Raw genomic sequence first — 15084 nt, forward strand, 5'->3', positions numbered from 1 at the left:
TAGTAGACAATAATATAAAAGCTTCACACTAACAGATACAATCTAGATTATAGGTAGCTGTATCTTCTTTGCACCAATTGGTTCTTAATGCTACTTTTTTCCGCTTCTTATAAAAAACAAACAACATATATAATATAGAGATTACTTAAATTTAAGTACCTGCCTCCTACCATCAAGCACTTCCAAATCTTCATTAAAAACGTAAGTATGAGTACCTTTGTTCCTCTTAAAAATACTTGGAGTAATCTCTTTTAAAATTTTTTCTCTATATGACTCTTCATTTAGTATTTCGATTTCATTCAAATTAACTGAATATCCATAAGAAAACAAACAATTTTGTGATGGCCTAATTAATTTACCATCCTGGACAAATATATTACCAGCAGGTCTAGCCGATTTTGCATCAGAAACTATAGGATTCATTGGATGCGGCACCCATTGGCCGAATAAAGAATCAGAATAAAATAAATATAACTCATCAAGTGAACTAGCTCCATCAGTAAAAATGTTAGTAAATAACCAATACTTACCGTCATGCTCAATAATTGTAGTATCAACAGCATTAATATTCTCCATTAATACTTTTTCAATTTCCCACTCATACGGAAAATTAGTTGCTCTATAAAGTTCTATTGTTTGATTACCTGCCGTCTCAGGTATCATATAAATCTCTCCGCCATCTTCTATCAAGAAAGGATATGATAAATGATACGGTTTATCCAACACAGTAGTAGGTTGTGAAACACTATTTGATTCAATATCTACTTCGACAAACGCAATATTTCCCTTACCCTCGCTGTATATATAATCTTCGAAAAAAATGAAATTTCTTTCATTTCTTTCGATAACAAAAGGATCGGCATAAAATCTACTTAACGGAGCTTTAATGATATGAAATTTACTACGGTCCTCTTTTCTATTTTTAAATGCTATAAACCAATGTTCCATAAATAATCTAGATTTTAACTTGTTCATAGCAAGCTGGAAAATAAAAAGAATCATCTGAAAATTTGTTGGGTATCTATCTTGACGCTCATTGACCAATGAAGGTTGGTTATTTGTATCTAAGTTTGTAATATACGACCATCCCTTTTTGTATAAATCGGAAAGCCTTCTCAAAACAATATCTTTAACTTTCCAATACAGAAGATTGCGGTTAAAAAATAAAGATTCAACGTTCAGTGAAGACACTGTTCTATAAATAACCTTGTGATTTTCAGGCTTGCTTGCTAAAATTTGCAGGGTAGTTTCTAAAGGTATATTCCTGCTAGCCATCTCCCAAAAGGATTCTATCCCTTTTCCATTAAAGCAGTACGACCATATTCCATATTTTGCAATATTTATAATCTCACCATAAAGCGTACAAAATCCTACCTTTATAATAACGTCTAATTGCTCATCTCTAATTATATCTAAATCAGAATCAGAAAACTCATTATTTAATCCTTGTGTTTTAGGAAATATGGTTAAAATTCTGCAACCATATTCAGATAGCAAAGATTCTATCTGAACCGGCTTCAATGCATCATGTTTAACGTATTTACTATAATGATTATAATCCCATTTTACATATTTAGAATACAACGATGTCTTTACGCTCTGCTTAAAGACATTTTGCTTCTCAATCTTTTCATCACCGTTGATAATCACCATAGAGAGCTCTAAAAATTCAGTATGAACGATATCATAAATCATTTTCTCAATCCAACTGCTGACAACAAGTGAATCTAACATTATACCTATTTTTAAACGATGCTTTTCTCTTGTATTTAACATATCATATTCCCCCAACACTTAGTGGTTAATTTTCAAGTATAATCCACGGCACTAGTTCGTTTCTGATCATAAAAGTATCCCCTTCCTATGACATCCTTTAATAACAGCTTAGTTGACATACTCTCCTAATAACCTGAAGTATTAAATAGATGGAAGAAATGTACACGTTGAAAAAATTCATGTAGAGCTATACAAGTTGAACTAAATAATTTCTGCGCTCTCCCTCATAGTACCAAGTTACATAAAATACACTGTTCTATCAAGGCAATTTGAGTACTGATTTAGTTACTAAATTCGAAAGTGCAAAAATTAGATTCAACTTATATAGCACCACAGATTAAAATTATCTTTTTATAGACAGACAGAAAATCTGCCTGTCATTTACACTACCCGGAAATCAGCCCAAATTTTTTGAATACAGCTTTTGTGTCAATCCATTTCCAAGTAATAATTCTACGAACTGTCCAAATCACTGTTCCATCAGCAATTGTAGAATTCTCTGTTGTAGTCCAAATCGGTTGTGTTACTCCAGCAGCACCTGATTTTGTACATTCATAATAGTATCCATTAGGAGTAGATGGAATAACTAAATCTCCAACCATATAAGCCTTAGAAGTCCATGTTATCGTTCCAACTTTATCTTCTACCGTAGTATTCACACCTATAGGAAAAACAGGAGGAGTAGTAGTCGAACGCCCTCCATTTTGCGCCTCGTACACATAAGTACCATTATAAATTCTTGCCCCGCTATTATATACAGTAGCGGCTTTCCAAGGAGTGTTACTCGCTGTTCCTGCTGTTGTACACACCCATCCCACGTATCCACCTGGAGTTGGAGCAGAATGATATAATATTTGGCTAAGTGCATAGGTACCAAAGGTTGGTTCTTCAGACACTAGTGAAACTAGCGGTATGTCCCCTAGTATATTTTTTTCTAATTGTGAATTCACGTTACTCGTAAATGTAATATCTGAGTTAACTTTGTTATTATTTTGGCTGATTATAATAGTTTTGGGTTTAGCTAGTGTCGAGCCACCTTGCCTAAATGCACCATCTACAGTAATCGTTCCTTTCGTATTATTACCGGAATTGTTTACAGTAACAATTGTGTTATTAGAAAGAGTTAAATGATTTTCCGCAAAAACCCTTAGTGTGTACATAGAACCAAGTGCAACACCTTTGTCAATTACATTAATATCATTTCCTATAATCCCTAATCTTGGTATATATAGGAACGAAACTCCTGGTCCTCTACCTTCATGGATTGCTGTTCCATAATTTACGTCCCAAATAACTTTGTTATTTCGAAAACTATGTGTGATATAACCTGTATCCTTAGCCAACGCTTCTGGACTTACCATCATACCACCACCATCAAACCTAAACGATATATTTTTAAAAAGTGAATTCTCAACTCTCATAGACTCATACACTACTACAGCACCATAGTTCACGTTAGTACCATTATGAATAAATTCACAATTTTGCATAATCAGATTTCTAGCGTTTACAAAAGTCCCACCGCCAGATTCACCTGTAATAAACTTTACATTTGATAGTAGTACATTATCAGAAATATTGTAAGCTTGTACCCATCGAACGCTTCTTCTTATATCAAATGAAGAATCACGTATCTCTACATATTTGCTACCAAATACAAATGAATCAATTGACTCAGGACTATCCCAAGTAAATTTACAATTAATAATTTTTGCTGTTTCACCATTTAAGGAAATGCTGCTTTTTGAAAAAGCACAGTTTTCTAAAGTTGTGTTCCCTGCATCAATATTACAAGTACTACCAAAAACAGAGTCATTTCTAAATGTACAAAAAGTTCCATCTGCTTCTTCTCCGCCAGTTATAGATTTACCTTGAAAACCACCATAATACATATTATTTACAGATAAATAATCGTCTCCACTTCCCGAAAAAGAAAATAGCTCACCAAACTTATTATTTTCTACATACACCCCCCTAGAACTAACAGTAACAACAGCTCCACCTCTATTACTATATATATTACAATCTCTAATAGTTATTTTTTGATTAGCCATATACCCGTCTTCAATATCTATACCGTAACCCGGATTTACGCCTGTTGAATTACTCATAGGATTACTGTTATTAAAAATTTCACAACTATCAAATGTTACAAATCTTCCTCCAGCAACTGACATACCCAGTCGTCTATTTTCATGGCTTTTACAATTCAAAAAGTGTACATACTGGGGAATTTTAGCACATGATATATAATGCAAATTATCCTTCATTAAATCAAAGTTTTGAAGGAATGAAAATCTCACCTGAGTTGTTTCACGTGGTAACGTGTTTAAGTATATAAATTCATAAGATCTTGTATTTCTATAACCTAAATATGAACCGTCCGCTTTATAGAAGTGTACCTTTATTATCGTTTTATTTAGATTACATCCAATACCATATCCGCCATATCCATCACCGGAGTAATAAAAATATCCAGTAGATTTAACCAAAGCACCTGTAACATCAAAGAACTTTGTTACTGTGGTATAATTCGTTTTTGTGGCATCTAATTTACCCTGACTGTCAATATCCCCTTTTGCAAAATGGTTCGGATACATCACCCCACCTATTGCATCAAAATTCATACTTGTTGTAAATCCATCTCCTGTACATTCGCTAACGTCACAATCTTTTATTAAGATGTTATAGCATGAATTTTCAATAGCGATACCATATCCCCATTCATGAGTACCACCGCTTGAATAGTCATGCGTTTCTCTATCACCTTTTATTATCGCACCCTCTATTATTACGTTTTTAATGCTATCACATACTATTACAATATATCCTGTGAGGTTATTAGCTTCTTTAATAAATATACAGTCATGAAACTTATAATGTATGTTGCTCCGAAGTGTTAATGCTGAATTTTTATCTACAAGATAATTCCCTTTTGGCAGAACTACTGTTTGAAAACCATTATCTCCTGCCCATATGAATGCATTATTTATCCCTTGAGTTGTTTCTATAGGAAGCGTTCCATTATTTTTGATGCCCCATCGATCCAATTCAATAATATAACAATCTCCTAGAGACAAAATCTACCACTCCTTTTAGCTTTTATAATATAGTAAATGCTATATTTAGAGGAATGGTGCCAACAAACATATTTTAAAATCTAAAAATAGACATATCAAATTCTTAAGTTCCCCTACCTCAAATAGAATCAGTAACGCTCATTTCAATGAATATTGTTATCAAAAACGTAGAGAACACCTTTTCTATATTTTTAAAGTGATATTTGACAACATACTTTTTTACACTCATAAAGATATGTTAACTTCTTTCTCGTAACCATTTAGATTATTTATCTGCCATCTCCATGAGTCTTCGCACATCTCTTCGATTCCTCTATTTGCAGTCCATCCGAGTTTATCCTTTGCCTTTGAAGGATTCGCAAAGCAAATACCTACATCACCAGGACGACGCTTCATAATATGGTATGGAATCTTTCTTCCTGATGCCTTTTCAAAAGCAGCAACCATCTCCAGCACGCTGTAACCACGGCCCGTACCAAGATTATAGACGTTCACACCAGTAGTTTCCATAACCTGTTCAAGAGCTTTTAAATGTCCTATCGCAAGATCCATAACATGAATATAATCTCTGACACCAGTACCATCCTGTGTTGGATAATCATTACCAAACACGCTTAACTTATTTAGCTTTCCGACAGCTACTTGTGCAATATATGGCATAAGATTGTTTGGAATGCCATTTGGGTCCTCGCCTATTCGTCCACTCTTATGTGCTCCAACAGGATTGAAGTAACGTAAAAGAGCAACACTCCAATTATGGTCAGACACATACAGATCACGTAAAATTTCTTCAATCATCTGTTTTGTACGTCCATAAGGATTCGTTGCTCCAAGTGAAAAATTTTCTGAAATTGGTACTCGTTCCGACATCCCATATACTGTAGCCGATGAACTGAAGACCATTTTCTGTACACCATACTTTTTCATGGCTTCACACAGTACAAGAGTACCTGTAATATTATTATGATAATACCAAAGCGGTAAAGCTACTGACTCTCCTACTGCCTTCAATCCTGCAAAATGGATAACGGCATCAATCTTGTTTTCATAAAAAACGGTATCTAACGCATCCTTATCTAGCAAATCAACTTGATAAAATGCAAAATCTTTCCCTGTAATTTCACGAACACGTTCTAAAGCTTCTAATTTACTATTAGAAAAATTGTCAACCACAACTATTTCATAGTCAGCATTTAATAATTCCACGCACGTATGAGTTCCAATATATCCTGCTCCGCCTGTAACTAAAACTCTCATGCATTCTTACCTCCTAATCATCATCTATCTTTTTAACCATTTCTTTATATTAAAACTTAATCAGTTCAAATAAAAAAGCAGGTTTCCATAAAGGATTCCCTGCTTTTTAAACCACATATAAAAAATTATCATTGATTCAATAAATTACATATTGATTAGTACACAAAAATTTGAAAGGATTCATTTGCTTCAACAGATTTTAGATAAAATATTTATTAAAGATTTTCTTATTCTTGCTCTTTTATACATACTTTCCCCTAAGTGGTACAGATATTCCGTATCCTTATTTCTTATTGCATTTAAATATTCTTTAGGGAAAAATTTTATTGCTCCCCCATTAGATACACATTTAATTACAGTATTATTTGAAATATAAAATTGAATTAAATTTTTTATCTCGAATTCATTAAAGTTACTATTAAATACATTTAATAAACATGCTTTAAATGTATTTAATAGCATTATACTAATTCCATTGTAGTTTTTTTCTGTAGTATTGTGATAATACTCTTCAATTATTTCCTCTTGTATCAAATATCCATTAACCATATCATCAAACAAATAAGGCTGATATTTGCTTGTAAATCCACCATACCGATAATAATAAAATGGTTTACCGATTACTTTTAACCCTCTTGTTTTTAACAATATTTCCATGTTATAGAAAAGGTCATCCCCTAAGAAACGTATTTTCTTTAAATATTTTCCTGACTCTTCAAGTAACTCTCTTTTATACAACTTTGCACATAATGATGATGGAAACGGATGCCCATGAAAATATGCAGTTACTAAATCTCTTTTAATTTCTTCTTCATTATAAATTTTATTCTCATGAAAATACCAACTTTCAACCTTTTTCTTAATCAATATACCATTTCCTAAAACTCTATACATATTGCACACTGTAATATCTACGTTATTTTTCACAGCTTCCTCATATAGTGTTTCAATAGCTTTAGCATCAATCCAATCGTCTGCATCAACAAACATTACATACTTAGACTTTGCAGCTTCAACACCTTTTCTTCTTGTAGGAATACTTCCTTCATTTTTTTTATTTATCACCGTTATTCGTTTATCTTGTTGTTGATATTTCTTGCAAATAGTCAGACTTTTATCTGTTGAACCATCATTCACTAAAATTAATTCAAAGTCCTTGAAAGTTTGACTAAGAATTGATTTTATACATTTATGAAGTTTTTCTCCTGTATTATAAATGGGTACTACTATACTTACCTTACTCATAAATCCCCTCCACAAATCAGTTTACCTTTTTATTCCTTTATTAGAGGTTCAGTACGTTCGCAATAAAGAACCAAATAGCAGTAAGCTATTAGTTTCTTTACTTTAAATGACATACTTCAACATTTTTACGTCCTTTAACACTTTGTTTGTTATCCTTAATCTATGAAGTTAAACCTTTGCTTAACTTCATAGTTAATTTCTTAATTACATAATACTAGTCGCAATAAATAAACAAAGAAATAAACCTATTTTTACTAACCTTATAATAATATAGTAGTTTTTTGTACTTCTATATTAATAACTAATATGAAATAACGAAGTTCTCCTCTCTTTGAACTCCCCATCATTGATTAACTGACTTTATACAATTTCCATTTTCCAAATCGCTGTAGTACCTTTTTAAAAGGTACTATAAACAGATCTTTTTCGTATTTGTTCATTCCCGTAAACCACATTAAAAGAGCATATGCTATAGAAAAGACAATAGTTTTAATAATAAATATAAACCAACTGTTAGCAAATACTAACTTATTTAAGATTTCCCCAAAGACTAAACTTATAATAAAAGGCAAACTCATATAAAAAATGTTAATCCAAAATTTTGGTATATCTATATTTATCTTCTTCCAGTAATAAAGATTCATAATAATTATATTCCCTATAGTAAATGCTATAGCCGTTCCAAGAGCACACCCTATAGTACCCCACCATTGAGCAAATATTATACTTATAAATATATTAACTATAGCTGTAACAGCATAAATTACCGATTTAAATGTTTGCAGATTTTTTGCTTGAAGTATGATTCCTCCCATACTTTGTACTAAAGATACTATCATAGGAACTAAAATTACAATAGCTATAACAAAAGCGTCACTATAGGCCTTTCCAACCCATAAAATAATAAATTCCTTTCCAAAAACAATAAATCCACTTAAAGCAAATGATAATATAATATATTGAATTCTTCCTATCCTAATAAATAAATCTGATACTTCTGTACCTGATACCTCTTTAGTAACCATTCCTGTAACTCTGCTTAAAAATACATTCGATATAGCTGCAGAGAAACCTGAGAAATATCCAGTAAAAGATGCCCCTATTGTATATACAGAGATTGCTGCTGTACCACTAAATATACCAAGTATAATTTGATCTGTAGACCAATATATCTTATCTATTATTAAATTTAAGAAGATAAATGATGAGAATACTATTATCTCGCTTAATAAACTTTTTTCGAACTTTTTAAATACTATTTTTATTTTTAGAACTCTAAAGCAATAGTATATATTAATTAAAATTACTATAAAGTTAATTATAGTAGTTACAACTGTCATAGACACAGATCCATATCCCATCATAAGAATAGGTAACACTATGAGAGGATTTATAATGGAACTCACTATACTTATCACCTTTTGAAAAATAAACTTTTCATACGCTAATACAACGACGCTGAAAAATCCTAATCCTATCCCTATAGATATATTTATTACCATGATTCCCATCAATATTTTAAGTTTACTAACCTCATCTATACTTAATGAGTTTGAAAATATTCTGTCTGCATTTATTGTTAAAATTAGTCCTGATAGTAGTGCTACAATTCCTAATAAACCATACATAATACAAAACATTCCATATAAATTGGAGCACCTTTGTTCATCTTTAAGCGCTTTATATTTTGCTGTATATCTAATCACTGCATTACCTAATCCAAAATTTAGTACTCCGACATATCCTGCTGCTGAAGTAGCCAAGCTATATAGACCATACTCTGATTGTCCAAGTAATTTCAACATAATAGGAGTATATATGATTGATATAGCACTATTAATAAACAATGCTATATATGATAATAGTGCACCTGCTTTAAGTTGACTTTTCATTCTAATAACTACCTTTCATTTAGCTTAAACAATCGTATATTTTGTTAATTTCTGCAGTAGTATTGACACTTTTTCTGTTTAAGTTACTTCTAAACTTGTCACATAAAGCTTTATTACTAATCAAATTCTCCATTGCACTATAAATTTCATTTTCATCAAATTTTGTTATCAACCCATCTTGCCCGTTTTCAATTTGCTCTCTAGCACCAACAAAATCAGTTGTTACAATAGGCTTATTAAATGCTCTTGCCTCAGCTAGTGTAATACAATACCCTTCGTGTCTTGATGGCTGTACATATATATCACACTGTTTTATATACGGGTAAGGATTATTCTTAGTTCCTAATAGTACTAAATATTCTTCTAAATCATATTTTTTTATCATACTCTCTAGCTTTGACCGACTTTCACCATCTCCTATACAATACCATTTAATATTATAATTTTTTGACTTTAATTTCATTAGGATACTAGGTATTATATCTTGTCCTTTTTGTGATGTTAGCCTTCCTACAGTAAGGATACGTATACCATCAAATTTATCATTAAAACCCTCATCTTTAACTGACATTAAGTTCAGCCTCTTTTGATCAAGAATATTATAAAATACAGATGCTTTTCCTTTTAAATCAGGATACACTTCAACAAATTTATTCATTGCAAATTTAGATACACAAAATATTCTGTCATATCTTCGGTAAAAATTTTTATATGATTGTAATTCTCTTTCATATTGAGAAATATCACTATGAATCCATGCAGCTTTAACTTTAGCTTTTATATTATTCATTACATACACTACCGGGAATGATGCCGGAGTATGATATGCAATTGCCAAATCATATTCAGTTTCCGCAATCGGTAACATTTTAGATTGATACATTTCTTGTTCATATACAGTTTTAGCTTTTTTAGCTAAAACTGTATACCAGCCTATTCTAAATGCATTAATAAAATTACCCCTCTTTGTATAGTTCCATATCTTTTCTATAATAGATTTCTCGTTACCATATAAACATTTTACCTTTACATGATTTGGTATCTCATCTATAAGTTCGCCACCCCTTCCCATCACTAAAACCGTTATATCATACTCATCTTTCTGCATAGACTCTAGCATAGAAATTAACGCCTTCTCTATACCTCCCATTACCATTCTCCTAGTTACAAATACAACCCTTTTTCTTTTCGCAGAAAACCCCATATGTTACCTCCCGATAACTTGACTCAAAACAGCTCATATAGTTTTTTCATTTCAAATGTCGTATCAAAATTTTCTTTCGCTAAATTTCCAGAAAAATATTCGCATAAATCATGATTGTTTATCAATTTTTTCACCGCTATATAAATGTCATTTCCGTCAACATTCACAATCAGTCCCGTTTTCCCATCTTTTATCTGTTCTTTTGCCCCAGTAAAATTTGTAGTTACAACTGCTTTATGTAAACATCTAGCTTCAGCAAGTGTTATACAGTATCCCTCATGTCTGGATGGTTGGACATATATATCACATTGCTTCATATAAGGATATGGATTAGCATCCGTACCCAATAAAACAAATTTATCTTTTAGATGATATTCTTCTATTAGCTTTTCATATCTATTTCTTGAAGCTCCTTCCCCTACACAATACCACTTAACTTTATATCCATCATCAATTAATCTTGCTAATGCTCGTATAGCTAAATCTTGACCTTTTTCGTTTGTTAGCCTACCAACTGTTAATATCCTTAATCCATCGAATTTATCATCAAATCCATTACCCTCTTTTGTTTGGCTATAAATTAATTTTGATGATACTATGTTTGAAAACGCCTCTGTTTTCTTCTTTAGAGTAGGTACAACACTAAGTAACTTCTTTTTTGCCTCATGTGATACAACAAAAATTTTATCAAACTTATTATATATTTTAGATGAAAATACCTTATTAAAGGCAATTTTCGTAACATCAAAATGAATCCATTGAACTTTCTTTTTAGCTTTTATTTTATGTACTACAAAATAGCTTATAAAGTCCATAGGTCCAGCATAAGCTACAGCAACATCAAATCCATTATCAATTATAGGGTAATCTTTTAAAACATATTTAAAAAAGACACTCCTGTCTTTCATCATCTTTGATATTAAATGTAAGAATGCTATGTTAAAAGCCTTTACTATTTTACCTTTTTTAAGAAAATTCAACGCAACTATTTGTGGTGGTTCATTTAACACATCTTTATCGTTCTTATAGCCCTTTAAATATTCAATATGAACTTCTTTGGGAATGAAATTTAAAAATCCACCATACTCCTCTAACATTAAAATTGTTATATCATACTTATCTTTCGGGATCTCTGATATCATATTAAGCAACGCTTTCTCAGTTCCACCTACATTCATATTTATCATCATAAAAACGATTTTCTTTTTCATACTACCTCCGAGATAATGCTACTTTCCAAAAACTCACTTAGCTTTTTAAATTGTTTCTTAGCATCACTTGATATGGATTCTAAGTTGATTTTATTATTGAATGCTCTATTTATAATATTTTCATCATACTGCAGATAAAGTTCTTCCATGTTTACTAAAGTATCATCAAAATTAATATCTTTAAGCATATTTGTGGTTTTTGGGCTATAAATTATAGGCATAACTCCGATGCCTAACAGTAATGCTATTATGTTTGCGTGAAATCTTGCTGCAACGAGCAATTTAAAAGAAGCTATTAAATTTATAGCTTCTTTTAAATTCCCTTTATAGTTATAGACAGAAACATTTTTAAGTATTTCAGGAGAAAGAAATGATTTTATTGTATTTATTATTTGTAAATCCCCCTCTTGTTCACAAAAGGACATTAGACAACAGTCATGGCCTCTATTTACTAGTAATTCAATTGATTTCACTGTACTAGCTATATAGTCATCATAATAATTTGATAATCCCTTTTTATGCCTAACGTCTATAATTGAAAATCCAACGCTGTTTTTGTTCCGTAGTTCCTTATATTTATCTACATTCATTTGAAAAACAATATCTGGGGCATACCTAACTTGTGATAAGTTTTTAAACAATTCATATGAATATAAATCCCTAAAACAAACATCGTCACATAATTCAAAAAATTTTTTATAATCATTAAGAAATTGCTCTGTCTCAAAAGGCCCAAAGTTTGCACCTAGTATAAATATTGGTTTGTCTCTTTTCTTAAATTCCCTAACAATTTTCGTTCTATCTTGATATAATGAATGGTGATACTCCTCTTCCCTAAAAATAGAACCTCCTATAAATAGTAAGGCATCATGCTCTTCTGCTACTTCATCATAGTTAGTTATAGAATCTGATATTTTAAGACGCTGTCCAATTTTATTAAACAATGTATATTTTCTTCTATTAATATTGCTATATCGAGAGATAAATGAATCGTAATTTTTACCTAGATAATTAATTGTAAACTCACAATTAGGATATTTCTTTGCTAGAATATCTAAAAATAAATCATCCCCTAAATTGAACTGCAAGTAAATATCCACAAAAATTTTTTTCATTATAATTATCACCACCACATACTATTTTTCCACCAATTCGTAAAATTTTTTCAATTGATTTACTGAGTTATAAGGTTCTATAGAATCTAGCTCTTTCATAATTTTTTCTTTAAAACTAATATCATCTAAATACCTTTTTATACCGTTGTATATACTGTTTATATCATGATTTACTATTAAACCATCAATATTATGATTAATTATCTCGTTTGCTGTAGGAAAGCTAGTGCATACAATAGGTCTTTTTAGTATTTTAGCTTCACTTACGGTAAGACCAAACCCTTCTGTGATAGAGGTTTGTACATATATATCGCAATTTTTCATATATGTATACGGATTTAACTTCTTTCCAAGTAATATAAAATAACCATTTAATTCATACTTGTCTATTAATAATTGAAGTCTTTTTCTTTCCGGACCGTCTCCAACTCCAAACCACTTAAACTTATATCCTGAATTCTTTAATAGTCTCGTTACCTCAATAGCTGTATCATATGATTTTACATTTACTAACCTTCCAACCGTTAAAATATTTATTGACGAGTTATGAAATTCATTGACTACATGTTCTTCAGCCATTTTATAAATTATATTTGGATCTATCATATCTAAAATAATATCAACCTTGCTATTATATTCTTTTCTAATCCGTGATACTGACTCTTTAACGTGTTGAGAAACCGCAATGATTTTATGCATCTTCTTATACGATTCATAATCCGTTTCTTTGTCATATAATGTATTGACGTAGTCTGTATTAATCCAAGCTAGCTTTCTTAATGCAGTGACTTTATTAGCAACAAAGTATGTAGGCATCCCCTGACTGTATGCTATAGCTACATCATATTTTTTTGGCAGAGGGGAAATTATTTTTTTTAAACTTCTAAATACTACTTGCTCACTATGTAAAGCATTTTCTTTATAATTATTTAATCTCAAACTTAAGGAAGTTTTAAATCTATAATAGAAATATGGTATCTTTTTACTTATAGGTAATTTTTCTTTATTTATAAACCTGAAATATTCTGGAACTGATAACATATTCACATATTTGGGAACATATTTTTCAAGATCCTCGCCTTTTTTAAATAGTAATAAATCTATTTCATATTTCGATGAATCTATCATGCTTAATAAAGATATCAAGCTTTTTTCTGCCCCACCAATAGTTAATGAATCAATAACAAATAATAGCTTCTTTTTCATAGACTCACTTACTTTCTCTTTTTTAATTTCTTTTTTAAATTCCTTAATATGTTTAAGCAAACTCCATACATAATACTTGTTCTTACAAAATTATTCCTTATAAGAAATATATATGGCTTATAAAAATAATCATCAGATGAAAATGCATCTTTATGTTCATTAACATATGGTATAGATAAGATTTTCTTTATATTACAGATTGCATTTCTCCTACCTGTTACTTTTATATTAATACTTTGTTGTTCTACTAACTTCACAACAATATCTTGAATTTCCTTTGTGATTATTTTCCTTTTTTTGTATTCATTTAAATAAACAGAATTAAATACATTTTCCATTTCACGGAAAACTTTAATGTAATTTTGTATATAATTTATTGAAATATTAGAACTTATACTACTTTGGTTGAGTCTATTGTAATTATACAAATACTCTTTTATAGCAGAAAATGATGTGCAATGAGATACGTATTGTAAAATAAATATTAAATCCTCGCACATAAATATATTTTTATCCATCCTTAAACCATTATTAATAATAATCTCCTTTTTATACAGTTTACTCCACAGAACTCCTCCTGTTCCGCTACAAACCATATCCATAAAAGCATGTACCGAAACATTATTATCAAAATTAAAATCTGTATAATTTAAGACTCCATATTCAGAAATATCCTTATAACCACAACATACTAGATCAGAACCCGTACTTATCATCTGTTTTATTAAAAGCTCAATATAATATTTGTTAATCGTATCATCAGAATCAACAAAAACTAAATATTCACCTGTTGAATTTAAAATACCTTTATTACGAGCTTCAGATGGACCACTGTTTTCTTGGCTGTAATATACTATTCGGTTATCTTTTTCTTTATATTCATTAACTATCTCTTCACTTCTATCAGTTGATCCGTCATTTACAATTATAATGTCAATATTTGTGTAAGTTTGATTTAATACACTCTCTAAACATTCAGAAATATATTTTTCGCAATTATAAACGGGTATTATAACACTGACTTTCGGAACCACCATCCTTACATCCTTTCAAAGTAACCTTATTTGTATAACTTTTTTCAACGAATTTTTTAAGCTG

Annotated in this window: 10 protein-coding genes; all 10 read right to left on the bottom strand. The window is 30.6% G+C overall.

The window, feature by feature from the left end; genetic code table 11:
• Positions 1–141 precede the first annotated feature (141 nt).
• The 10 genes from WAX78_RS15560 to WAX78_RS15605 all read right to left on the bottom strand — a co-directional run bounded on the left by WAX78_RS15560 (position 142) and on the right by WAX78_RS15605 (position 15020).
• Positions 142–1776, bottom strand: coding sequence for a glucosamine inositolphosphorylceramide transferase family protein (locus WAX78_RS15560; RefSeq protein WP_336481239.1), 1635 nt, complete (start codon positions 1774–1776; stop codon positions 142–144).
• A 386-nt stretch (positions 1777–2162) separates the two neighbouring features.
• Positions 2163–4856: a right-handed parallel beta-helix repeat-containing protein gene (locus WAX78_RS15565; protein WP_336481240.1), complete on the bottom strand. Its 2694-nt coding sequence runs from the start codon at positions 4854–4856 to the stop codon at positions 2163–2165.
• A gap of 225 nt (positions 4857–5081) precedes the next feature.
• Positions 5082–6113, bottom strand: coding sequence for a UDP-glucose 4-epimerase GalE (gene galE, locus WAX78_RS15570; RefSeq protein ID WP_336481241.1), 1032 nt, complete (start codon positions 6111–6113; stop codon positions 5082–5084).
• Between the two features lie 189 nt (positions 6114–6302).
• Positions 6303–7358, bottom strand: a complete 1056-nt coding sequence (locus tag WAX78_RS15575) for a glycosyltransferase family 2 protein (protein WP_336481242.1) — start codon at positions 7356–7358, stop codon at positions 6303–6305.
• Positions 7359–7708: 350 nt separating this feature from the next.
• Complete coding sequence (locus tag WAX78_RS15580; protein WP_336481243.1) at positions 7709–9250, bottom strand: oligosaccharide flippase family protein; 1542 nt, start codon at positions 9248–9250, stop codon at positions 7709–7711.
• Positions 9251–9269: 19 nt separating this feature from the next.
• Positions 9270–10400 carry a glycosyltransferase gene (locus WAX78_RS15585; protein ID WP_336481244.1) on the bottom strand — a complete coding sequence of 377 codons (1131 nt, stop codon included), beginning with the start codon at positions 10398–10400 and terminating at the stop codon, positions 9270–9272.
• A gap of 77 nt (positions 10401–10477) precedes the next feature.
• Positions 10478–11665 (bottom strand): glycosyltransferase, encoded by a 1188-nt coding sequence (locus WAX78_RS15590; protein ID WP_336481245.1) that lies wholly within the window; start codon positions 11663–11665, stop codon positions 10478–10480.
• Positions 11662–12780, bottom strand: a complete 1119-nt coding sequence (locus WAX78_RS15595) for a polysaccharide pyruvyl transferase family protein (protein ID WP_336481246.1) — start codon at positions 12778–12780, stop codon at positions 11662–11664. The genes WAX78_RS15590 and WAX78_RS15595 overlap by 4 nt, the downstream gene beginning before the upstream one ends.
• Before the next feature lie 21 nt (positions 12781–12801).
• Positions 12802–14046 carry a glycosyltransferase gene (locus WAX78_RS15600; RefSeq protein WP_336481247.1) on the bottom strand — a complete coding sequence of 415 codons (1245 nt, stop codon included), beginning with the start codon at positions 14044–14046 and terminating at the stop codon, positions 12802–12804.
• Positions 13995–15020, bottom strand: a complete 1026-nt coding sequence (locus tag WAX78_RS15605; RefSeq protein ID WP_336481248.1) for a glycosyltransferase family 2 protein — start codon at positions 15018–15020, stop codon at positions 13995–13997. The genes WAX78_RS15600 and WAX78_RS15605 overlap by 52 nt, the downstream gene beginning before the upstream one ends.
• Positions 15021–15084: the final 64 nt, after the last annotated feature.

The organism is Bacillus yunxiaonensis (assembly GCF_037104695.1).
Classification (GTDB): Bacteria; Bacillota; Bacilli; order Bacillales; family Bacillaceae_G; genus Bacillus_A; species Bacillus_A yunxiaonensis.